The 21,116-nt window shown below is 71.2% G+C and carries 17 protein-coding genes and 1 pseudogene; 10 read left to right on the forward strand and 8 right to left on the reverse strand.

Annotated features, from left to right (window positions below):
• From ABD327_RS15975 to ABD327_RS16000, 6 genes are all read left to right on the forward strand, one after another.
• Positions 1-1,584, forward strand: coding sequence for an Hsp70 family protein (locus ABD327_RS15975; protein WP_344451161.1), 1,584 nt, complete (start codon positions 1-3; stop codon positions 1,582-1,584).
• Between the two features lie 4 nt (positions 1,585-1,588).
• Positions 1,589-4,162, forward strand: a complete 2,574-nt coding sequence (locus ABD327_RS15980; RefSeq protein WP_344451162.1) for a SaeA-related protein — start codon at positions 1,589-1,591, stop codon at positions 4,160-4,162.
• The gene (locus ABD327_RS15985; protein WP_344451163.1) at positions 4,162-5,313 is read left to right on the forward strand and encodes a TRAFAC clade GTPase domain-containing protein; all 1,152 of its coding nucleotides are present in this window, start codon (positions 4,162-4,164) and stop codon (positions 5,311-5,313) included. Before ABD327_RS15980 ends, ABD327_RS15985 begins: the two co-directional genes overlap by 1 nt.
• The gene (locus tag ABD327_RS15990) at positions 5,313-7,283 is read left to right on the forward strand and encodes a GAP1-N2 domain-containing protein (RefSeq protein WP_344451165.1); all 1,971 of its coding nucleotides are present in this window, start codon (positions 5,313-5,315) and stop codon (positions 7,281-7,283) included. The genes ABD327_RS15985 and ABD327_RS15990 overlap by 1 nt, the downstream gene beginning before the upstream one ends.
• A gap of 2 nt (positions 7,284-7,285) precedes the next feature.
• Positions 7,286-8,980 carry a TRAFAC clade GTPase domain-containing protein gene (locus ABD327_RS15995; RefSeq protein WP_344451166.1) on the forward strand — a complete coding sequence of 565 codons (1,695 nt, stop codon included), beginning with the start codon at positions 7,286-7,288 and terminating at the stop codon, positions 8,978-8,980.
• Between the two features lie 89 nt (positions 8,981-9,069).
• On the forward strand, positions 9,070-9,690 hold the full coding sequence (locus ABD327_RS16000) for a PASTA domain-containing protein (RefSeq protein ID WP_344451167.1): 621 nt from the start codon (positions 9,070-9,072) through the stop codon (positions 9,688-9,690).
• Between the two features lie 122 nt (positions 9,691-9,812).
• On the opposite strand, the gene ABD327_RS16005 is transcribed toward ABD327_RS16000, so the two are convergent.
• Positions 9,813-9,968 (reverse strand): hypothetical protein, encoded by a 156-nt coding sequence (locus ABD327_RS16005; RefSeq protein ID WP_344451168.1) that lies wholly within the window; start codon positions 9,966-9,968, stop codon positions 9,813-9,815.
• A 195-nt stretch (positions 9,969-10,163) separates the two neighbouring features.
• Here ABD327_RS16005 and kynU point away from each other — a divergent pair, with 195 nt between their 5' ends.
• Positions 10,164-11,414, forward strand: coding sequence for a kynureninase (kynU, locus tag ABD327_RS16010; RefSeq protein WP_344451169.1), 1,251 nt, complete (start codon positions 10,164-10,166; stop codon positions 11,412-11,414).
• Between the two features lie 134 nt (positions 11,415-11,548).
• Here the strand turns inward: kynU and ABD327_RS16015 are convergent, their stop codons facing one another.
• The 3 genes from ABD327_RS16015 to ABD327_RS16025 all read right to left on the reverse strand — a co-directional run bounded on the left by ABD327_RS16015 (position 11,549) and on the right by ABD327_RS16025 (position 15,042).
• Complete coding sequence (locus ABD327_RS16015) at positions 11,549-13,171, reverse strand: peroxidase family protein (RefSeq protein WP_344451170.1); 1,623 nt, start codon at positions 13,169-13,171, stop codon at positions 11,549-11,551.
• Positions 13,172-13,187: 16 nt separating this feature from the next.
• Positions 13,188-14,456 (reverse strand): cytochrome P450, encoded by a 1,269-nt coding sequence (locus ABD327_RS16020; RefSeq protein ID WP_344451172.1) that lies wholly within the window; start codon positions 14,454-14,456, stop codon positions 13,188-13,190.
• Positions 14,457-14,583: 127 nt separating this feature from the next.
• A complete protein-coding gene (locus tag ABD327_RS16025; RefSeq protein WP_344451173.1) occupies positions 14,584-15,042 on the reverse strand; it encodes a flavodoxin family protein in 459 nt (152 codons plus the stop codon).
• Between the two features lie 170 nt (positions 15,043-15,212).
• Between ABD327_RS16025 and ABD327_RS16030 the strand changes: the two genes are divergently transcribed.
• A complete protein-coding gene (locus tag ABD327_RS16030) occupies positions 15,213-15,878 on the forward strand; it encodes a hypothetical protein (RefSeq protein ID WP_344451174.1) in 666 nt (221 codons plus the stop codon).
• Between the two features lie 88 nt (positions 15,879-15,966).
• Here ABD327_RS16030 and ABD327_RS16035 read toward each other — a convergent pair.
• The 4 genes and pseudogenes from ABD327_RS16035 to ABD327_RS16050 form a co-directional block, all read right to left on the reverse strand.
• Positions 15,967-16,179: pseudogene (locus ABD327_RS16035) on the reverse strand (flavodoxin family protein); the annotation flags it as partial.
• Between the two features lie 48 nt (positions 16,180-16,227).
• Positions 16,228-16,686 carry a hypothetical protein gene (locus ABD327_RS16040; protein ID WP_344451175.1) on the reverse strand — a complete coding sequence of 153 codons (459 nt, stop codon included), beginning with the start codon at positions 16,684-16,686 and terminating at the stop codon, positions 16,228-16,230.
• 144 nt (positions 16,687-16,830) lie between these two features.
• Positions 16,831-17,715, reverse strand: a complete 885-nt coding sequence (locus tag ABD327_RS16045) for a Gfo/Idh/MocA family protein (RefSeq protein ID WP_344451176.1) — start codon at positions 17,713-17,715, stop codon at positions 16,831-16,833.
• 107 nt (positions 17,716-17,822) lie between these two features.
• Complete coding sequence (locus ABD327_RS16050) at positions 17,823-18,413, reverse strand: malonic semialdehyde reductase (RefSeq protein ID WP_344451177.1); 591 nt, start codon at positions 18,411-18,413, stop codon at positions 17,823-17,825.
• A gap of 180 nt (positions 18,414-18,593) precedes the next feature.
• Between ABD327_RS16050 and ABD327_RS16055 the strand changes: the two genes are divergently transcribed.
• Positions 18,594-19,718, forward strand: coding sequence for a serine/threonine-protein kinase (locus ABD327_RS16055; RefSeq protein ID WP_344451178.1), 1,125 nt, complete (start codon positions 18,594-18,596; stop codon positions 19,716-19,718).
• Positions 19,719-19,834: 116 nt separating this feature from the next.
• Entirely contained in the window at positions 19,835-21,085 is a 1,251-nt protein-coding gene (locus ABD327_RS16060) for an SGNH/GDSL hydrolase family protein (protein ID WP_344451179.1), read from the forward strand.
• Positions 21,086-21,116 lie beyond the last annotated feature (31 nt).

The raw sequence follows: 21,116 nt of genomic DNA on the forward strand, positions 1-21,116 counted from the left end.
ATGGCGGTATACGGGATCGACCTGGGCACGACCTACTCCTGCATCGCGAGCATCGACGACGTCGGGCGGCCGACCGTGCTGCGCAACCTCGAGGGCACCGACACCACGCCCTCGGTGGTCTACTTCGAGTCCGGCGACAACGTCATCGTGGGCGCGACGGCCAAGGACACCGCGGTCCTGGACCCCGACAACGTGGTCAGCCTCATCAAGCGGGACATGGGCCGCGAGGTCCCCCGCGAGATCCACGGGTTCAACTACAACCCCGAGGAGCTGTCGGCCTTCATCCTGCTGAAGCTCGCCACCGACGCCCAGACGGTGACGGGCGAGGTCGCCCGCGACGTCGTCGTCACGGTCCCCGCGTACTTCGGCGCCGCCGAGCGCGACGCCACCCGCAAGGCCGGGCGCATCGCCGGCCTGAACGTCATCGACGTCATCTCCGAGCCGATCGCCGCGGCCATCACCTACGGCGTGCTCAACCCCGAGAGCGACCGCACGATCCTCGTCTACGACCTGGGCGGCGGCACGTTCGACACCACGGTCATCGCGCTGCGCGGCGGCCACATCGAGGTCATCTGCACCGACGGCGACCACGAGCTGGGCGGCGCGGACTGGGACGCGCGGCTGGTGGAGCACCTGGCCGAGCAGTTCCGCGCCGAGCACCCCGACGCCGGCGACCCGCTGGACGACAAGCTCACCGAGCAGCAGCTGCGCCGGGACGCCGAGGAGGCCAAGAAGGCGCTGACCTCGCGCACCCAGCACACCGTCCGGGTGATGCACGGCGGCCGCGTGGCGACCCTGGAGGTCACCCGCGACGTCTTCGAGGAGATCACCAAGGACCTGCTCGACCGCACGGTCGAGATCACCGGCCGGACCATGGAGGTCGCCAGGTCCAAGGGCGTCACCGACTACGGCGACCTGGTCCTGGTGGGCGGCTCCACCAAGATGCCGGCCGTCGCCGCCCGGCTGGAGGCCGAGCTCGGGATCACCCCCAGGCTGCAGGACCCGGACCTCGCGGTGGCCAAGGGCGCGGCCCTCTACGCCTTCGAGGAGACCTTCCGCCGCCTGCTGGCCGACGGCGCGCGGGAGGAGGCCGAGGAGATGGCCAGCCGGGCGGGCCTGTCGGCCGAGCAGCAGCGGCAGATCGCGGCCCGGCGCATCAAGACGGTCGCCTCGCGCGGCTTCGGGATCGTGGTGCTCAACCGCGACACCCAGGCCGAGGAGGTCATCCACCTGGTGCACGCCAACGACGAGCTGCCCGCCGGGCGGTCCTCGGACTTCTTCACCGTCCACGACGACCAGACGACCGCCGACGTGCGGGTGATGGAGCAGGCCGGGGCGGTGGAGTCGCCCGAGCCGTCGGACAACAACGAGATCGCGACGGGTTCGGTGCGCATCCCGTCGGGCAAGAAGGCGGGCTGGCCGATCTCCGTCACGTTCGCCCTGGACGCCTCGGGGCTGTTGCACGTCACGGCGGAGGAGAAGGAGACCGGTGAGCGGCTGGACCTGGAGGTCGAGGTCGGCGGTATGACCGAGGACGACGTCGAGGCCTCGAGGGCGGCGCTCTCGCGCGTTCAGGTGAGCTGAGGGCGTGTCGTTCGACGACGACTACAAGAAGCGGGTGCTGGAGCCCGCTCGGGCGGCCGGGGACCAGCCGCCCGAGGATCTGCGCGCCCGGTACGTCCTGCCGGAGAAGCTCACCGCCGAGGACGTTACCGCGCGGGTCAAGCAGGTGCGCCAGTGCTGGCGGCGTTCGCGCGGCCAGCTGAAGTACCGCAAGCTCATCGACCGGCTGGAGGCCGAGCACCGCGGGCTCGGACCGGTGTTCGCCGCCGCCGAGCAGGGCGACCTGAGGCCGCTGGAGCAGCGGCTGCGCGGCGGGGACGAGCGCAACGCCCGGCGCAGGGCCGAGGTGCGCAACCGGCTGCTGGACGCCGCCGGGCCGCTGCGGGTGCTCTCCCCCGCCGAGTGCTCGGCCATCGGCAAGGCGGGCGGGGTCTTCGGGGCGGAGCTGTCCCAGCTGCTGCGGATCGACGGCCTGGAGGTGCACGAGCCCGACGCGCTGCCGGCCGCGCCGCCCTACCCGGGGTACGGCAAGGCGCGCGAGTCCCTGGAGGTGCTGGGCAGCCGGCATCTGCTGGCGTTCCTGCTGGGCAGCGACAGGATCGGCGGCATCCGGCTGTTCGACGGGGTCTGGGCGGGCGGGACGGCGATCGACCCGGCGGGTGCGGGCCGCGCCCTGGAGCGGGTGGCGGGCGAGTGGGCGCGGCGTCCCCGCGACACCAGCACCACCAACGCCGAGACGGTGCTCATCGCGTTGCGCACGGCGCTGCGCGAGGACTTCCTGCACGACCTGCTGAGGTACGACTTCATCGCCCGGCTGCGGGAGCGGCGCGAGCAGCGGGCCTCCGACCAGGCGCTGATGGACTTCGCGGTGCGCGGCCTGGGCGTCGAGCCGAACGAGGCGCGGCGGCTGGTGTTCGCCGTCAGCCGGGAGGGCGGCACGGCGTCGGGACCGGCGGGCCGGATGCGGGAGCTGCTGGACGCGGGGAACGCGCACGCCGCCGCGCTGCTGGCCGAGGGGCTGCCGGAGCAGGAGCTCCCCCCGGAGGCGGCCGAGGCGGGGCAGCGGGTCGCCGCGGCGTCCTGGCTGCTGGACGAGGCGCTGGAGCTGACCGGCCGGGGCGACCCGGACGGCGCGTGGACCCGCCTGGAGGACGCGCTCCGGCTGGCGGCGGACCTTCCGGGGCTGCGCGAGCACCAGCGGCGGCTTCCCCCGCTGCCTCCCTCGGAGGTGGAGGCCGAGGTGGACGGCACGTCGGTCCGCCTGTCGTGGAAGCCCTCGCCGTCCCGGGCCGGCCAGATCCTGCACGAGGTCGTCCGCAGGCCGGGCCGCCCGCCGCGGGACTCCTCGGACGGCACGCCGGTGGCGTCCGTGGACCTCGAGCCTCCAGTGAACGTCCCGCTCTTCTACGCGGTGTACACGCGCCGAGGCGAGGCCACGTCCGAGCCGGTGCCCGTCGGCCCGGTCGTGCTGCGGCCCGAGCCGACGCGGGTGGAGCTGGCGTCCGGGGACGGGATGGTCACCGGCCGGTGGGAGTGCCCTCCGGAGGCCGCGCGCGTCGACGTGCTGCGCGACGGCGTGCCCGTCCCCGCCGGACGCGAGGGCTTCACCGACCGCGACGTCCGCAACGGCTCGACGCACCGGTACCGGGTGTACGCCGTCTACATCGACGGGGTGACGGAGGTCGAGACCCCCGGGGTGCTCGTCTCGGTCACTCCGCACGCGCTTCCCGACGCCGTCACCTCGTTCGACGTCGAGCCGTACGCGCAGGACAGGCTGCTGCTGCGCTTCCCGATCCCCAAGCACGGTCTGGTGGAGGCGCTGCTGCTGGACAGGGAGCCTCCGTGGCCGACGGGCGCCCTGGTGCCCAGGGAGGAGCTCCCCGCCCACCGCGTGGAGTCCACCCCGCACGCGCGCGGCCTGGTGGTGCGGCCGGGGGCCAGCGGGGTGCTGCTGGTGGTGACGGTGGCGGGGGCTAGCGCGGCGGTCGGCGCGTTCCGCCGCCATGTGGACCTGCCCGCGCCGGAGGGGCTGACGGCCGTACGCCGGGGCGGCGAGGTCGAGGTCGGGTTCGGGTGGCCGGGGGACGCCGCCGCCGTCGCCGTCACGTACGAGATCGCCGGCGGGCCCGCCAAGCGGATCGGCGTCTCGCGCGCCGCCTACACGGCGGGCGGCGGCGTGCACCTGCCCGTTCCCGAGGGCGATCCCGTGCGCGTCAGCGTCGCGGGCACCTCCGAGCACGGAGGCACGGTGCTCACCGGTCCCGCCGTCACGGCCTCCGTCGCGGCCCCGCCCGTCGTCCGCTACGACCTGGCGGTCACCGGGCCGTTGTGGAAAAGGGTCCTGGCCCTTACCCTCACTCCCGACAGGCCGGTCCGGCTGGAGCGGCTGGAACTGGTCGTCCGCGACGGCAGGGTGATGCCGCGGGAGCCCTCGGAAGGCGAACTCCTGGAGGTCTGGGAGGATATGGACCTGCCGGACGAGACCGTCCTCCGGGTGCCGATGCCCAGGCGTCCCGGCCCGTTCTGGCTGCGGTGCTTCACCGGCCCGGACGTCGAACTCTCCGATCCGCCCGTCCGCAGACTCCAGCAAGGCGCGTGATGAGAACCGAGAGACTCCACCGGGTCAGGCCGCGCGGACGCGACGCGGTGACCTGCCCGTACTGTTTCGCGGTGTTCGGCCGGCAGCAGATCGCCTACCGCTGCCTGGGCCGGGCGGGGCGCGGCATCGGCTGCGACCCCCGGCTGGACGCCGAACTCGCCTCCTACCTGGGCACCCAGGCGGGCGCGGTGCTGCCCCCGGTGTTCGACGGCCGCGGCGCGCGGGCCGCCTGCCCCGACTGCGGGCGGGAGAGCGGGCGGCGGGCGTGCCCGGAGTGCCACAACGAGCTGGCCCCCGCCTACTGCGACACGCCGGGCCGGATCGTCGCGCTGGTCGGCGCGAAGAACGCCGGGAAGAGCACCTATGTCGCGGTGCTGCTGCACGAGCTGCGCAACCGGGTGGGCACCGAGCTCGACACCTCGCTGGTCGCCTGCGACGACCGCACCATAGAACGCTACAAGCGGGACTTCGCCCGTCCCCTGTTCGACCAGCGGCGGCTGCTGCCGACCACGCCGAGCGCGGTGACGGCGCCCCGCGAGCCGCTGGTGTTCTCCCTGTCGCGGCGGGTCCGCGGCCGGTTCACCAGCCGCACCGAGGCGCTGACCCTGGTGCTGTTCGACACCGCGGGCGAGGACCTGCGCAGCCGCGAGGTGCGGGACCTGCACCTGAAGTACCTGGAGGCGGCCGACGCGATCATCTTCCTGGCCGACCCGCTGGAGCTGACCGGCGGCGCGGCCGACAGCGAGCCCCTGGACGTGCTGGCGCGGGTGACCGAGCCGCTGCGCCAGCGGTACGGCCTCGACCCCCGGGACAGGCTCAAGGTGCCGATCGCCGCGGTCCTCACCAAGATCGACGAGCTGGACGTGCCCGGGCGCTCGCCGCTGCGCCGGACCCGGAGCCGCACCGCCTCCCTGGACACCGACGACAGAGCGGCGGTGGACGCCGAGGTCAGGGCGCTACTGCACGGCTGGGGCGCGGGCGACCTCGACCGGTACCTGGACCAGAACTACGCCGAGTACGGACTGTTCGGGGTCTCCGCGCTGGGCGGGGCGCCCCGGGACGACCAGGTCGCGCCGGGCGGGGTGCGCCCGCACCGGGTGGAGGATCCGCTGCTGTGGCTCCTGCACCGGTTCGGGATGCTGGACGGCTGATGGCCTGGCAGCTGCACTACACCTCCGCGCGCTCGGCGGACCGCTCGGGCTTCCAGTTCACCGCCGTCTCCCCGGGCCTGCCGCCCGGCGCCGAGGCCGCCGTCTCCCCCTACCTGGGCTACCGGCCGCCGCCCGACTCCCCGCCCTCCCCCGGCGCGCGGGAGCTGGAGGAGCTGCCGGTCTCGCTCGGCTACGACGTCGTCGACGTGGCGGGCGAGCGGCGGCTCCTGGTGCGCTCCCGCTACCTCGGCCGGGACTACTCCGGGCGGTTCGGCAACTTCCTCGCCCACGCCGTGGTCGCCGACCCGTCCGAGCTGGAGGGGCTGCGCCCGATCGAGTTCTGGGGGGCTCCCTTCTGGGCGGACTCCCCCGGCACGGACCTGCCCGTGCTGGAGTACCCGCCACCGGGGGACGCCTTCGACCCCGAGACGCTCGGCCGCTGGCTCGCCTCCCTCGACCACGACCCCCACGCCCGGCTGGCCTCGCTCGTCGACGCCGTCTGCTCGTCCTCAGAACGGATCGTGCTGGTCTCCCGGGACGGCGAGGAGATCGCCCGCTGGATCGCGGTCCTGTCGTACTCGCTGCCCGTCGCGCGGGCGGCGCGGCTGTCGTTCACCACCTACACCGCCGACCCCGCCTCCTGCCCGCACCGCCTCTGCGGCACGACCCCCGACGTCTGGGCGTCGCTGCGCACCGACCAGACCGCCCATGTGCTCGACGCGCCCGCCCCCGCGCACGAGCCGAGCCGCTACGCCCGTGCCGTCACGGAGCTGTGGCGGACCCTGGACCTGGAGGGCCTGGACTGCCTCGCGGAACTGGCCGAGGTCCTCGATGACGGGTTGGAGGGCGCCGCAGCGCTCCTGGGGCTGAGCCGCGCGGAGGACACCGGCGAGGAGGCCCAGGAGCTCGCCCTCCCGCTCGTCCTGGACCGCGCGCTGCCGTCCTGGGTCTGGCCCCGGCTGCCCGTGGAAGTGCTGTCCTTCGACCTCGCCGCCGCCGTCAACCGGCGCTCCCCCGACGCCGACCAGGCGCGAGCGGCCGGGGAGCGGTGCGCCCGCCTGGTGCTGTCGACGCCCTCGCTGCGCACCAGGATGGACGACTTCACTCTCGAGGACCCGGCGGAGCTGGCGGCGGACGTGACCAGGCGGATGCCCCGCGCGCCGAGCCTGCCCCTGCTGGCCGAGCTGGCGGTCGTGGCCGAGCGGCTCGGCGTCCCGCCCGCCCGCGAGACCGTCGGACGCGGCGCCTACGCCTTCCTCGACCCCGAGCACCTGGGCGACGGGCAGCGGCTCGCCTCCGCCGACGACGTCGTCACCGCCGTCGGGACGCTCACCGGCGAGGCCCGCACGATCCTGCTGGCGGGAGTCGTCCACGGGCTGGAGAAGGGCGGGGCGCTCCGCCGCCGCGACGTCATGACGGGCCGGGTGTGCGACCTGCTCGCCGAGCACGCCCGCGACTGCCCCCTGCGCTCGACGCCCGAGGTGAGCCTGCACATGCTGCGCTCCCTGGCCGCCCGCCACGGCGTCCTGGGGGAGCCGACGCTCGGCCTGGCCGAGGCGCTCCCGCGCAACAGCGCCGCCGAAGGACTGCTCACCGCCCGCGACGTCCCCGGCGAACGGGACCCGAAGGACGCGGCCCGCGCGCTGGAGCGGGTCGGCGGCGCGCTCGCGGGCCCGGCGGTCCAGGCGGTGGCCGACGCGCTCACCCGGCGCTCCCCCGCCTTCCGCGCCGCCCTCGTCTCCGCCCTGGACGAAAGGGTCCGCGACCTGCTCGTCCACCGCTGGATGGAGACGGCGCGGCAGCGGTCCGAGCGGTTCGACCTGGTCGGCGTGGCGTTGCGCGCGCCCGGCACCCCCCTTGACGGATGGGTTCGCGAACAGTTGAGAAAACGGTTCACCGTGTTGCAGCTGGAGACCTACTTCCGGGACGATCAGAAGCTCCGCGCGGCCCTCCGAGAGCTCCGGGAGTAGGCATGCAGCAGTTCCTGTGGGTGCTGGGCGTCGCCGCCTGGGCCTTGATCATGCTGGTGGGGTTCGCCCTCGTCTTCCCTCCGCTGTTCGCGGCCACCCTCGTCTCCGTGACGCTCCTCGCCTTCGCCTACTACTACAACGTCGCCTGCCGGGCCCTGATCCCCGCGAACGCCGACGGGCTGTCGCCGGTGGCGCCGTCGGACGGGGTGTACCGGCACTACCTCGTCGGCCAGGTCTGGCGGGACTGGCAGGCGGTGGCCGGGACCGTCGCCCCGCGCGTCTACCAGGGAGCGGATCAGGCGGTGCGGGGGCTCACCGCCAAGCTCGTGTCGGGCTGGTGGGGGTTCTTCCTCTTCCCCGTCTGGGCGGCGCTGTGCGGCGGGATCGTGCTGGCGGCGGTTCCGGTGGCCCTGATCGGCGCCGCGCTGACCCTGCTGTACGGGCTGGTCGCCCTGGTCGGGCTGGCCGGATGGCTGGTCTGCGTGGTGCTGCTGGCGGGCGTCGAGCGCCTGTTCATGGTCTCCGGGCGGATCCTGCAGACCTGCCCCCATCCGAGCTGCTACCGGCGCATCGGGCTACCCGTCTACGCCTGCCCCCGGTGCGGGCGCAGGCACCACGACCTCGTCCCGTCGACGGCGGGGGCGTTCCGGCACGTGTGCGAGTGCGGGGCGCGGCTGCCCACGACGGTGCCGCTGGGCCGCTACCGGCTCACCGCCTACTGCCCGCACTGCGCCGGGCGGCTGCCCGACCGGATCGGCCGGGTCCGGGTGGAGCCGGTGCCCTTCATCGGCGGGCCCGCCGCGGGCAAGACGACCTTCATGTTCCTGGCGATCCGGGCGCTGCACGCCCGCACCCGGGAGATCGAGGGCTCCCTCGCGTTCGTCGAGAAGCGCCACCAGCACGCGTACGCGAGCGCGGTCGCGGAGTTCGCGCGAGGCGGCCAGCTCGCCAAGACCGGCCCGGAACTGCCGCTGGCGACCATGCTGGACGTGGAACTCCCCAACCGGCGCCCCCGCATCCTGTACCTGTTCGACCCCGCCGGCGAGTTGTTCACCGGGGCGGCGCAGGTGGAGTCGCTGCGCTACCTGGACCACAGCGAGGCGCTGGTCTTCGTGCTGGACCCGTTCGCGCTGCCGGAGGTCCGCGGGACGCTGACCGAGGGCGAGCGCTCCATCCCCATCGCGACCTCCGACGAGGACCCCTCCGACACCCTGCAGCGGGTCCTGAACGACCTGCGCTCGCGGCCCGACCGGGGGCGGCAGCGGCGCGTCGCCGTCGTGGTCACCAAGGCCGACCTGCTGGCCCGCACGTCCATCGGCCGCGACCTGTACGCCGACCCCCGCGCCTGGCTGGACTCCCTGGGCCTGGGCAACACGCTGCGCATCCTGGACCAGCTCGCCGAGGAGGTGCGGGTCTTCCCGTCCGGGCTGGACACCCCGCCCTCGCGGCTGGCCGAGCTGGTCGGCTGGGTGACCGGGCTGCCGCTGGCCGCCCGGAGCGCGCTCCCCCCGGACGTGCCGCCCGACCTCGCCGCGGTCCCGCCGGTGCTGCCGGTGCGCGACCCGTGGCGGCCCAAGGGGCGCGGTCCCGGCCTCGTGCCCGTCGGCCACCAGGCGGGGCGCTGGTCGATCCTCGGCGGGCTGGCCCTGCTGACCGCCTCGGGGGTCCTGGCGGGCCTGCACTATCTGCCGATCTGAGGGATCACGAACCAGCGGCGGCTTCGAGGCGTCACACTGGGTGAAGGTCCAGGCACCCCCGCCAAGACGAGTGGTCCGGGAGGACTGCGATGCCCGCCGAGATCGAGCCGGACTCCCCCGCCCCGCCGCCCCGGGAGCCGGAGGCCCCCGCCGAGGAGGTCCCCGCCGAGGAGGTCCCCGAGCCCGCGGCTCCGATGTCGTTCCGCGCCATGGCGGTGCTCGGCGGGGTGATGAGCGTCGGCGTGGCGCTGGTCCTCGGGCTGACGCTGCTGGTCGGGGGCGGTCCGGGAGAGGGCGGGACGGGCCGGTCGAACGCCGCCGGGACGGTGCCGTCGGTGGCCGGGCGGAGCCTGCCGGAGGCCACCTCCGCGCTGGCCTCGCGGAGGCTGGCGATCGGGTCCGTCGTCCGGATCCCGTCGTCGCTGCCCCCCGGCCAGGTCGTGCGGACCACGCCCGGGTCCGGCTCGCCGGCGCCCGAGGGCACCGCCGTCACGGTCTACGTCTCCAGCGGGACGGGCGACGAGAGGTCTCACGACAAGGTGATAGTTCCCTACCTCCTCGGGGTGGACGGGCTCCAGGCCCGCCAGGTCGCGCACCAGCTCGGGCTGCGGCTCGACCTGCCCGAAGGGGGCGGGCGGATCTCCGCCCAGCGGCCGGAGCCGGGGGCGGAGGTCTCCCGGGGCAGTTCCATCAGGGTGACGCTCGGCTGACCGCCGAGGCGGCCCCGCCCACCTGGACCTCACCGCCCTGGTCGTCCCCCGCTCCCCCGCCGCGGCCTTCCTCGTCTACTTCCGCGCCCCGTCGTCCTGCGACCCCGAGATCTCCGAGACCCTCACATCGACCCTGCGCCTGCTCCCTTGACCCGCCGCCCCGACACCTGCATCCGATACCGCTCCAGCAGCTCGGACGGCAGATCCAGCAGATCCACGAGCTCCTCGGCCAGCGCCGCGTCGATCACCGCCATCTGCTCCTCGCTGAGCGTCTTCACGCCGGCTCCCCGATCTCCGCCGCCCACGGCCGTCCCCTCTCGTGCCCGTGTCTCCGCGGACCTCCCACGGGACGAGCACGGAGTAAACCACCCGTACGCGGCCGCCCGCGCCACCGCCTCCCGTCCGGCGCGGGCACGAGGAGCCGCCGGCAGGAGAACTTCCTCCTGTTACGACCGGCTTGTACGGTGAACTCTGTGATTGACCACTTTCTCGCCGAGGCCCGGGCGCTCGACGCGGCGGACCCCCTCGCGGGCTTCCGCGACGACTTCGTCATCTCCGACCCCGGCACCGTCTACCTCGACGGCAACTCCCTGGGACGGCTGCCGAAGGCCACCCGGGAGAGGCTGCGCGAGGCGGTCGACACCTGGGGGACCGACCTCATCGACGGCTGGCACGCGTGGCTGCCCGTCGGACGCGAGGCGGGCGACGTCCTGGCCGGAATCGTCGGCGCCGGGCCGGGCGAGGTCGTGCTCTCGGACTCCACGAGCGTCAACCTCTACAAGCTCGCCGTCGCCGCGCTCGACGCCAGGCCGGGCCGCGACGTCATCGTCACCGACGACGACAACTTCCCCACCGACCGGTACATCCTCGAGGGCGTCGCCGAGGCGCGCGGCCTCGAGGTGCGCCGCGTCCGCGCCGACATCGACGAGGGCCTGCGCGTCGAGGACGTCGAGGCCGCGCTGGACGACCGCGTCGCCCTGGTCTGCCTCTCGCACGTCGCCTACCGCTCCGGCGCGCTCGCCGACCTGCCCGCGGTGACCGCCGCGGCCCACCGGCACGGCGCGCTCGTCCTGTGGGACCTGTGCCATTCCGCGGGCGCCGTCGAGGTGGGGCTGACGGCGGCCGGGGCGGACCTCGCCGTCGGCTGCACGTACAAGTACCTCAACGCCGGCCCCGGCGCGCCCGCGTTCCTCTACGTCAGACGCGATCTCCAGGACGTGCTCGTCCAGCCGATCCGGGGCTGGTTCGGGCAGGCCGACCAGTTCGCGATGGGCCCCTCCTACCAGCCTCCGCCCACGATCGACCGCTTCCTCGTCGGCACGCCCCCGATGCTCTCCGGACTCGCCGCGCTGGAGGGCGCGCGCCTCACCGCCCGCGCGGGCATAGGCCCCATCGCCGCCAAGTCACGCACCCTGACCGGTTACGCCCTGCGCCTCGCCGACGCCTGGCTGACCCCCCTCGGCTTCCGCGTCGCGACCCCGCGCGACCCCGCCCGCCGCGGCTCCCACCTCTCCCTCCACCACCCCGCCGCCTGGCAGCTGTGCCAGGCCCTGAAAGCCGACCGCGTCGTGCCCGACCACCGCCCGCCCGAACGCCTCCGCCTCGGCTTCGCCCCGCTCTACACCACCCACACCGACATCCACACCGGCCTCGCCCGCCTCCGCGACATCGCCGCCGCCGACCGCCACCTCGCCTATCCCGCCACTCCCCGAGGCCTCACCTGACCCCCCGGCCGGTCCGACCGCTACCGCGCCCCTCCCCTTGGAACGGCTGGTCGGACCGTCCCTGACGGGGGCGAGGTCCAAGCCGACGAGGCGTCGGTTTCAAGGAGTTCCGCGACAGGTTCAGGATGGCTTGCTCAGCTCGCGTAGGCCAGAGCGGGCTCCGCCTCGGGCACGTTCCCCGGTCCGGGAGTCCCGCGATGCCAATCCCGGCGCGTCATGCGCACCTCGTATCGTCGCGAGCCGTCCGGCAGGTTGCGGTTCACGATGTCGGACAGGTTGCGCGTCTGCTTGATCAGGCGCATACCCAGCGGTGTGAAGGTCCGCTCGTTGAAGACGCGCGGGGCGAGGAGCGGATTGGTCAGCGCCTGGGACAGCGCCTCCACCCCCACCATCCGCGCCATCAGCGAAGGCAGCACGGCGTCCGGCCGCAGGTCCTCCGCGAAGAGGCCCACGTACAGTTCGATCCCGTCCACGCTTCCGTAGAGCTCGTGCAGGGCGCGCTGCACGGTCGGATCACCGGAGATCTGGTCGAACCCGGTCACCCTGGGAAAACCGAAGATCTCCCGGTAGTCGTTGTAGGGCGCCAGCTGCACCTCGCGAGCCTGGATGACGCTCGCCCTCTCGACTCTCACGAGGGACGGATCGGTGTTGAACAGCCCTATCCGGCAGGCGGCCTGGTCGGAGGAGCTTTCGAAGAGCGCGCCGAGTCCGTGGCGGACCAGGATCTCGTTGTTGAAGACGGTCTCGGCGACGGGCAGGCTCTCTCCCCCGATCCGCAGCCTCGAGGGCATCAGGCTGTGCCAGCGGTAGAGGAGGTTGAACTCGATCGCCATCCAGTTCGTCCGGTACCAGCGCGAGCCGGAGAAAGCCGGCGGATCGAGGAAGAACTTGAAGTGGTAGGGCGCGATATGGCAGATGTATTCGTCTATCACAATTTTGATCAGCATCACGATCAAAATATTGCGGGCGGTTTCGAAGATCCTTTCGTCGTCCCACCCGGGCCGGTCGCGCTCCAGCAGCCGTGCGATGCGGTTGTGCTCGCGCAGGAACAGGACGTTCAGCATCGCGTAACCGGCCTGGGAGTTTCCCCGGTCTCCGCCCATCGCGAAGAGCCGGTTCCTCCGTGCGGCCGGGAGATCCTCGAAACCGATGACCGACAGGCCCCGGAACTCGGGTTTGACGGCCCCGTCCCGGCAGAGGTAGGGAGGGAACTCCTCACCACCGATGAACTGGCTCTTCAGGAGCCCGCCCTCCCCCGCGCGGATCAGTTTCGTCACTTCGCGGTTCAGTCCGTAGAGTTGGCTCAGGTCGATCTCGTGGTTCGACGTGGTCTTTCCCGGATGCGGAGGGACCGAACGGTCGCTTCGCAGGAACCCGTCGGTGAACCATTGAGCGAAATTGGCGAAAAGAACGGTGGACTTCGGGCAGAGGATTCCGCCGCCGCGACGCGAGAAGATTTCCGCCGTCTGCTCGACGCCCGGATGCCCTTCTCCGCCGCCCGGCGCGGGCGGGAGTTGCCGGCCCGCGAACGTGCGGTCCGTGAGTGAACTCCATGACGTGTACGGGGCCATCGTGCTGAGCGGGTTCGGCCGTGGCGCGGACTTCAGGACGGCCCGGTCGATGAGAATCTTGTTGACCTTGCGCCGTAGCGTCGGAACACGCTGGATCCCCCGCCAGAAAGGCGCGAAGTTCGTGGTCAGATAGAATTCGATCCGGTTGTTCCAGCCGTCTTTGGCCTTGCTTCTCCTGGCGCTCATCGAGCCCCCGATCCTCTCAGGCGTCCGTACCGAGGAAAATGGTGAACCGTTCGGGGAACGGCCCGCCCTGGAAGTCGACGTTCCCGTCCGGCGGGGAAAGCAGCGACGTTCCCGGACGCAGGAGGACCCGCCGGACGACCTCCGGAACCATCACGCCCGCCACCTGGCGCCCCAGACAGGCGTGGTGGCCGAACCCGAAGTGGAGTCCGGTGGGCTCGGGGCGATCGGTCCGAAAGCGGTTACCGTCCGGAAAACGATGTTCGTCGAACATGGCGGAAGCCGTACATGCGAAGACGATCGCGCCGGCCGGTATCAGCGTTGCGCGCGGCGTGCCCGCGGCCAGTTCGTAGTCCTGCTCGCAGTACCGGAAGACCAGGGGGTTTATGGGATTGAACCTCAGGGCCTCCCAGACGTACCGATCGAATTCCGCCAGGTCGGGTCCGGCGGCCGCCTCGGCCGCCCGGGCCCGGACGTCCGGACGGGAGAGGATCTGTTCCAGCACCTGGACGATCGCCTGCGAGGCCGTCTCTCCCGCTCCGATCAGCAGACCGGCGACGTTGGCCAGGATCCGGTGGTCGTCGAATCCCAGTTCGGCGGGAAGAGAGGTCCGGATCAGCCGGCCGAAGACATCCTGCGGAGGGTCGCCCTTCGAGCGTTCCATCGCCGCACGTTTATCCTCCAGGAGGCCTCGGAGATACGACATCATCTCCTTCCCCGCGCAGACGGACTCCTCGTGCACCACCGGATCGTTCTGCAGGTTCTTGAACATATCGAATTGGGTGGCGCGGGACCAGCGGTACATGGTCTCCAGATCGGGCCCGGGGAAACCGAAGTATTCTCCGCAGAGCCTGATGGGCACATAACGGCCGAGGCCGCTCACCACGTCGATTCGACCGCTCGGAGCACTTCGGTCGAGAGACTCGTCCGCGATTCGACCCGCCGCCTCCCGTACGTCCGGAAGATCTTCCGGACGAAGGACGGCCTGCATGATTCCTTTTTCCCGCCAGTTGACCGGCGTGTCGTCGCGGGAGAGCATGAACGGCCCGTCGACCACCGGGTCCATTCTCGACGCGTACAGCCGAACGGAGAACATCTTCTCGTGCGACAGCACCTCCATCACGTCCGGAAACCGCGTGACCAGCGTGAATCCAGGCGTCACGAAGATCGGACGGCGCTCACGGAGTTCGCGAAAGAAGGGGAATGTGTCCGTACGGATCCAGCCGCTCACCAGTGCGACTTTCTCTCGGTCGCCGGACAGGGCATCATATTTTTCGAGATAAGTCATGTGCACCTGCTCCCTACCAGTCCGTCCACTCTATCCGCAGAGCACCGGGAGAGAAATCATGCCGTTGCCAAATATGGACTCATGACTTTTAAGAACTAATGGCGAGACCGTACCCTCACTACTGGTTTCACATCAGTTCTCCGATCTCGGCGGCCAGCAGCGCTCCGAGTTCCCAGCAGGCCTCCAAATCCGCTTTGCCGACCGACCCGATGACGGCGACCGGCGGACGGACGGCCTTCCACGACATCCCCGCGGCGATGGACTCGACAGCCCGGACGGCCCCGGTGACGTCATTACCCCCATGCACGTACAAGCCGTACGGCAACTGCGGCTTTGCCTCCAGGCACGGGTAATAAACAGTGTCGAAAAAATGTTTCAGAGCGCCAGCCATGTAGCCGATGTTGGCCGGAGTCCCCAGCAGGATCGCGTCCGCTTCCAGGACGTCCGTCACCGAAGCCGACAGCGCCGGACGAGTCACTGTCTCCACGCCCTCAACCTCATCGGTGGACGCCCCCGAGCGCGCCGCCTCCAGAAGCTCTTGCAAGGCAGGCGAGGGAGTGTGGTGGACGATCAGCAGCCTGCTCACAGCGCCCAGTCTCTCACTTCCAGATCCCGCCTCTTCTACATGGAGCCCGAAGACGAACGCCCGAAGCTATGTATTCCAGCAGCCATGGCAGCCGCGTGCCCCGCTGTACAGTGGCACGCGGCTTATCGCCCCTCTGACGGTCCGATGATGAAGTAGCGGGGGTCGGCACGATGCGACGAAGATGGGCCTTCCTGGGTATTGCCGCCATCCTGCTCTCAGCAACCGGTTTCATGGTGCACGTCTCGGCCGGATCCGCCGTCGAGGTCGCTCCGATGGAGGCCATCTCATCCGGGAGCGATGGCCGACTGGCCTTGATGATCCCTCTAACGGTGAGAGGAACGCTGCAGCCGATCGAGGTCGAGGAGGAAAGGGACAAGGTCACCCTGTCCATCCTGATTCAAGAGCCCTTCACTCCTTTCTGGGTCGCCACCGCCTACACAGCCAAGCTCAGGATAAAACGCCGGATGGTCGAACTGACCGCTCCCTTGGGAGGCCGCACGCTGGTGAACACCGAAGGTGAACCGATACCAGTGGACAGGCTGCCTGCCGGATGCGGCATCCCCGACCGCTCAGGGAGTGATTCGAACCCCTCCCCTCTCGGCACGAGGGATCTACACAGGACCCGATCCGTCATCAAGATCGCTTTCCACGATCACTCGAACAGGAAAGTCGACCACGTCAAGGTCGTTGAATGCTCCGACAGGGTCTACGTGTCGGCCGTGCCGGGATCAAAGCGGACTTCCCGCAAAGTCCAGATAGTCACCGTTCGACTCTCCTCTCCCCTAGGGGAGCGCAAGGTCATGAGCATGTACAACATCCCGATCCCTGCACGTTGACTGCGACCGGCGGGCCATGGTCGGCGCAAGCCGGAAGGGCTCCCCCTTCCCTCTGGTCCTACATGTGTCCTTTAGGTACCTTCTACTGTTTCAGAGCACCGGCCATGTAGCCGATGTTGGCCGGAGTCCCCAGCAGGATCGCGTCCGCTTCCAGGACGTCCGTCACCGAAGCCGACAGCGCAGGGCGGGTGACGGTCTCCACGCCCTCGATCTCATCGGTCGACGCTCCCGAGCGAGCGGCCTCCAAAAGTTCCTGCAGGGCGGGCGAGGGAGTGTGGTGGACGATCAACAACCTGCTCACGCCGCCACCCTTTCATCCGCGTGGTCTTCCGAGGACGCGCCCACCGCGTCAAGAAGCCCGTGTTGCGCGATCGATCCACTGCTTCCTGTAGGCGTCCTGTTCCTCTACGGTGCCGACCTTGGAGGCAGGCGCGGGCGAGAAGACGTCGTGGAAGAAGGCCTTGTGTTGAAAACTCGGAAGGATGAAGGTCAGAAGATTCCCCGTCACCATCTTCCACGGCCCCAGATGCGCTGCGACGAGATTGCCTCCGCCCATCTGGCTTTGCATCCTGGTCGGCCAGCAGTCGAGTCGGGCTCCGGCGACGAGGAACAGGCACCCTTCGGCTTCGGGGACTTGGCGAAGATCACGAAATGCGTCGAAGACTCCCGCGTCAATGCCACTCCACGACCTTCCTCGGGTGTCGGAGAGCTCGACGTACCATCCCGACTCCCCGAAGTGCCGCACCACCGACCACGATTCGACCCGGCCATCAGGGCCACGAACAGAGATCTTCTCTCGCAACCTCATCGCCCTTCTCAAAGACGGCTCAGGCCCATGGAATCATGTGGCCTTCACGTTTCCCGGCCGCTGTCCCTTCGTATGTCCTTAAGGTACGTTTTCCTGCTTCAGAGCGCCGGTCGAGGTGGTCAGTCGTTCCTGGCCTGGGACCGGTCAGGGGCGGGGATCGGTCAGTTGGGTCTCGGCCCGGGCGAGGATCTGCTGGATGTGGAGGCCGTGGGCGGCGTCGAGGGGGTGGGGGGTGCCGGTGCGGACGGTGTGGGCGAATTCGGTGATCATGCGGGTGAAGGCGTCGTCGCCCAGGAGGGACCAGTCGAGGGTCTCGTTGCCGTGTTCGCCGAAGACCTCGATGCGGGCGGGCGGGACGTCGCCTCGGCCGGCCATGGAGAGAGAAGCCTCGCTGACCGCGCCGGTCTCGTGCTCCAGGAGCAGGCCGACCCAGCGGAGGGGGTCGCCGTGGGCGCGGACGGAGACGACGCGGCCCAGGGAGGCGTCCAGCAGGTCGACGATGTGCGGGCCGAGGTCGAGGAGCGCGCCGCGTTCCAGGCGCCAGGGGGTGGCGAACGGGCCGCCGCTCAGCACCGAGGAGACGAACTGGCCGTATCCGCCGAAAGGATTCAAAGCAGTGACGCGTGCCAGGAAGTCGCGGGCCGCGGCGGAGTAGCGCAGCGTGAAGACCATCTGGGAGACGACGCCGGCCTCGCCGACCGCCTCCACGAGGTCGCGGGCGCCGTCCAGGTCCATCGCCAGGGGCTTCTCCAGCAGGAGGGCCTTGCCCGCCTTCGCCGCCTGGATCGCCAGCGTCGCCTGGACGTCCGGGGGCACCGCGAACGCGACGGCCTCGCAGTGGCCGAAGAGGTCCTCGAGCCGGTCGTAGGAGACGGAGCCGTGCGCCGCCGCCAGGTCGGCGGCCGCCTCGGGCCTGCGGGCCCAGACTCCGGCGAGCCTGGTGTGCGGCCCCGCCGCGATGGCCGGGGCGTGCACCTGGCCGGCCCACGGGCCGGCTCCGACAAGTCCGATAGCGACGGGTTTGTTCATATTTCTATATTTTCATGCTGGACACACAGACGCGCGCATGCGAGAGCCCCGTCCCGCTTGTGGCGTCGGACGGGGCTCTCGGCGCGCGGCTGGAGCGGTCGGGACCGTCAGATCTCGTTGACGACCTCCGCGTAGTCCAGCCGCGGGTTGCGGGCGAACCAGGCGTCGGGGCCCGGCTTGCCGATGTTCACGACGGCGAGCACCTTGTGCCTGCCGTCACCGAAGAACTCCTTTTCGATGCCCTCGGCGTCGAATCCGGCCATGGGACCGGCGGACAGGCCGGCGGCCCGGACGCCCAGGATGAAGTAGCCGACCTGGAGGGTGGCGTTGAAGGAGCCGACCTTGTGCCGCACGGCCTCGTCGGCGAAGCCGTCCTTGGCGCCCGGGAAGTGCGGGAACACCTTGGGCAGTTCCTCGTGGAAGTCGACGTCGTAGGCGAGGACCGCGACGAGCGGGGCGGAGAGCGTCTTGGCCTTGTTCCCCTCGGACATCTGGTTCACCAGCCGCTCGCGGGCCTCCGCGCTCCGCACGAGCAGGACGCGCAGGGGCTGGGAGTTCATCGCGGTCGGCGCGTACTTGACGAGGTCGTAGATCGCCTTGACCTGCTCCTCGGTGACCGGCTCCTCGGTGAAGGCGTTGGCGGTGCGGGCCTCGCGGAACAGAAGGTCCTGGGCGGATGCGTCGATGGCGAGGGACATAGGGGAAGATCGCTTTCTATCGGCTGGTCGACGGGGCGTCACCTCCGGAAACTGATTGAAGGCTCAACATCTTCCCCATCGGGAAGTGATCTCGGTCATGTTCCGTGACGGATGTGTCCCGCGACACAGCTTCCCCCCCGAGAGACTGATGAGATCACGACCGCGAAGGACGAGGTGCCGGTGAGCGTGCGGTTGTACCCCGAGGATCCGAGGAGGGTCGGTCCGTACGAGCTCTACGGGCGGCTCGGAGACGGACGGATGGGCGCCCTGTTCCACGGGCGTTCCGCGGACGGGCGGCAGGTGGCCCTGCGGACGGTCCGCCCGGAGTTCTCCGCGGACCCCCTCTTCCCGGAGCGGCTCGCCCGGGAGACCTCGGCGCTCCGGCGGATCGACGGCCCCCTGCTGGCCCCGCTGCTGGACGTCCGGCTCGACGTCGACCCGTTCTGCCTCGTCTCGGCCTACCTGCCCGGCCCCTCCCTCGCCGAGGCCCTCGGCCGGCACGGGCCCTGGCCGGAGGAGACCGTCCGGAGCCTGGGCGTGAGCCTCGCGCAGGGCCTGGTGAACCTGCACGACCGCGGCCTGGCGCACCGCGACCTCACCCCGAAGAACGTCGTCCTCACCGGTGACGGCCCCCACCTGGTCGACTTCGGGCTCGCCGGGGTCTTCGACGCCGGCAGCCAGAGCGCCTTCGGCGTCCCCATGGGCACCCTGCCGTTCCTGCCGCCCGAACTACTGAGCGGCAAGGGCGGGCCGGGAGCCGCCGGCGACGTGTTCGCCCTGGGCGCCCTCCTGGTGCACGCGGCGGGCGGCAGCCCGTTCGGCGCCGACAGGTCCTCGGCCGTGCTGCGCCGCGTCCTCCACGAGGACCCGGCCCTGGCGCCGCTCTCCCGGCCCCTGCGGGCGGTGATCGGGGCCTGCCTGGCCAAGGAGCCCGCCGACCGCCCCAACCTCCGCGAACTGCACACCGCCCTGGCGTCCGCCGGGCGCCTGACCCAGCGGCGGCTGCCGGAGAAGGTCGCCGAACTGGTCCTGTCGCGCGCCCCCGGGCCCCGGCCGGACCCGTCCGACGGGCCCGAGCGGCTCGCCGCGTTCCGGCACCGCTACGAGCAGGTCGTCGCCGCCGGGCATCCCGACGAGGCGCCCCGGGCCATGGTCGAACTGGGCGCCCTGGAGGCCCGGGCGGGGAACCTCGACACCGCCACCGGCTGGCTCGAAAGGGCGGCCGCCACCGGCCACCCCCATCATGCGCCCCTGGCACGGGAGCGGCTTCGGCACCTGCCGGGCGGAAGGCACCGCCACCCCTGACGCCGCGCGAGGGGCCCGCGAAAAAGAGATCTTGACGGCTGATCGGCTCCGTGTTGTGATCTTCTACAGTTTCCCTACCTAATTAATAGGTTTTGGGTGTTCTCGAGGAGGTCTCGATGTCCTGGATCCGACGCCTGGCACCGGCGGTGGCGCTCGCCGCCGCCCTGGGATGGGTGAGCGCGACGCCCGCCGCCCCGGCTTCCGCCGCCCTCCCGACCGCCGCGGTGGCCATCGGCGACAGCTTCATCAGCGGGGAGGGCGCCGGCTCCTACACCTCCGTCACCGACGTCGACGGCGTGGCGCAGGGCTTCCCGGGCTGGTCCGCGGCGAACGGCAACGCCTTCTTCTGCCACAGATCGGCCAACGCGTCCCTGTTCAAGGCGGACCTGCCGGGAATCCAGAACCGTTTCAACCTCGCCTGCTCCGGCGGCAGGCCCGTGGACATCGACAGCCCGTCCGCGAACCGCGAGAAGGGCAGGAACGTGGCCTCGCAGCTCACCCAGCTGCGGGCGGTCGCCCAGACCCAGGACATCGACCTGGTCCTGGTCGGGCTCGGCTCCAACAACAGCTCCTTCACCTTCGGCGACGTCGCCACGCTGTGCGCCAACCGCTTCATCGCCGACGCGTGGACCGGCTGGTGGGAGTTCTGGGCCTACCTGGGGGGCGAGGTCCCGCAGCAGCCCTGCGCGGTCTCCGACCTGGCCACCGAGGCCGAGATCACGGCGGCGACGGCCGAGACGGTCACCGCGCTGCGCAAGCTGCTCACCACCCTCGACCAGGTCGACGCCGACGGACGGCACCGGATCGTCTTCCAGGACTACACCAACCCGCTGCCCCTCGACCTCGCCGCCGAGTACCACGAGGAGGACGACCGGGACGACACCCGTGACAAGTTCCGGGCGCTGGGCGCCGAGCGTTACGCGGCGGGCTGCCCGGTCCACCGGGCCAGCCTCGCACCCGGCCACGTGTTCTCCTCGCGGCTGGGCGGCCTGGTCCAGTCCGCCTTCACCACCCTCTCCACCGAGTTCCCCCACGCCGACCTGGTCCGCCTCGACGTGCAGCGGGCCTTCGACGGGGCCCGGCTGTGCGAGAAGGCCGGCAGCCCGGCCGACACCCTGGCCACCCCGATCCGGCTCCAGGACGGGGCCACCGGCACCTTCGTCACCAGCCTCTCGGGCCTCGACAAGCTCGACATCCAGCGCATCGCCAACACCTGCGTGACCTACTACCAGACCTGCCAGGAGTCCTGGCATCCGAGCGCCGCCGGCCACGCCGTCCTGGGCCGCTGCCTCACCGGAGCCGCCGCCACCACCGCCCGATCGGTCGCCTGCGTCCGCTCCTCCGACGGCACCATCACCGTCGGCTGACCCGGCCCTTCACCCGACCGGCCTCCGCGTT

Source organism: Actinocorallia aurantiaca (assembly GCF_039533685.1).
Lineage (GTDB): Bacteria > Actinomycetota > Actinomycetes > Streptosporangiales > Streptosporangiaceae > Actinocorallia > Actinocorallia aurantiaca.

Bases quoted from the DNA above. Each gene is read 5' to 3' on its own strand.
- ABD327_RS15995 (WP_344451166.1), top strand. From the start codon at position 7,286: ATGCAGCAGTTCCTGTGGGTGCTGGGCGTCGCCGCCTGGGCCTTGATC.
- ABD327_RS16040 (WP_344451175.1), bottom strand. From the start codon at position 16,686: ATGAGGTTGCGAGAGAAGATCTCTGTTCGTGGCCCTGATGGCCGGGTC.
- ABD327_RS16045 (WP_344451176.1), bottom strand. From the start codon at position 17,715: ATGAACAAACCCGTCGCTATCGGACTTGTCGGAGCCGGCCCGTGGGCC.
- ABD327_RS15975 (WP_344451161.1), top strand. From the start codon at position 1: ATGGCGGTATACGGGATCGACCTGGGCACGACCTACTCCTGCATCGCG.
- ABD327_RS15990 (WP_344451165.1), top strand. From the start codon at position 5,313: ATGGCCTGGCAGCTGCACTACACCTCCGCGCGCTCGGCGGACCGCTCG.
- ABD327_RS16000 (WP_344451167.1), top strand. From the start codon at position 9,070: ATGCCCGCCGAGATCGAGCCGGACTCCCCCGCCCCGCCGCCCCGGGAG.
- ABD327_RS16050 (WP_344451177.1), bottom strand. From the start codon at position 18,413: ATGTCCCTCGCCATCGACGCATCCGCCCAGGACCTTCTGTTCCGCGAG.
- ABD327_RS16030 (WP_344451174.1), top strand. From the start codon at position 15,213: ATGCGACGAAGATGGGCCTTCCTGGGTATTGCCGCCATCCTGCTCTCA.
- ABD327_RS16020 (WP_344451172.1), bottom strand. From the start codon at position 14,456: ATGACTTATCTCGAAAAATATGATGCCCTGTCCGGCGACCGAGAGAAA.
- ABD327_RS16015 (WP_344451170.1), bottom strand. From the start codon at position 13,171: ATGAGCGCCAGGAGAAGCAAGGCCAAAGACGGCTGGAACAACCGGATC.
- ABD327_RS16060 (WP_344451179.1), top strand. From the start codon at position 19,835: ATGTCCTGGATCCGACGCCTGGCACCGGCGGTGGCGCTCGCCGCCGCC.
- ABD327_RS15985 (WP_344451163.1), top strand. From the start codon at position 4,162: ATGAGAACCGAGAGACTCCACCGGGTCAGGCCGCGCGGACGCGACGCG.